The organism is Halohasta sp. A2 (assembly GCF_056175805.1).
Genome location: NZ_JAQFWV010000189.1, coordinates 1 through 670, shown reverse-complemented (window position 1 = coordinate 670; position 670 = coordinate 1). Strand labels below are relative to the sequence as shown.

2 pseudogenes are annotated in these 670 nt (G+C 53.9%); one reads left to right on the top strand and one right to left on the bottom strand.

Annotation, left to right across the window (positions count from 1 at the left end):
• A pseudogene (locus O2S87_RS18720) lies at positions 1-259 on the top strand (transposase); the annotation flags it as partial.
• A gap of 290 nt (positions 260-549) precedes the next feature.
• On the opposite strand, the pseudogene O2S87_RS18715 reads toward O2S87_RS18720, so the two are convergent.
• Positions 550-670, bottom strand: a pseudogene (locus O2S87_RS18715) (IS1595 family transposase); the annotation flags it as partial.

The window sequence follows — 670 nt, the reverse complement described above, 5'->3', positions numbered from 1 at the left end:
TTCGACAGCGAAAGCGTACGCGGCGGCGTTCCGCCGCCGCTGGGGAATCGAAACCTCGTATCGACAGATCGGTGATTTCCTCCCGAGAACGTCGTCGCCGACGTTCTCGGTGCGGCTGTTCTACTTTCTGTTCGCTGTTTCGCTGTACAATCTCTGGGTACTCGCCAACCTCTTACTCTCAGCTGGAAGAGTTCCGAAGACACCGCTGATATCGACACGAATCTTCCGTAGGTTCGTTCTCTTGACAGACTATGGTTGAGGACACGCTCAGATTCGACCGGGATAACCGGTGAGTACGCTCCTCTTCCCGAGAGATATCGCTCGGGAACGCCGCTGGCGCGGCGTTCCCTCACTCTCTGAGTGAATTCGTCATAGCGTAATCTACTGCGATACCGTGAGTTTTGAGCGCAACAACTCAGTTTACGCGGAGCAGAATGTGATTCGGCAACTACTGTGAACGGCGGGATTCTCTCCTTGAAAAAGATAGCTCCGCCGTGTTAACCAACAAAACGGCAGAAACACACTCTTGTTGGTTAAGACGGTGCGCTCTTATGTAGAGCTGTGGAATCCCCCTATAGCAAGGCAGTCGACGAGGAATTCGAACGATCCGCCGACGAGATTCACTGATCGAACGATACCAAAAGTGTGAGCGGCCTGCTCCAAGCCGTGC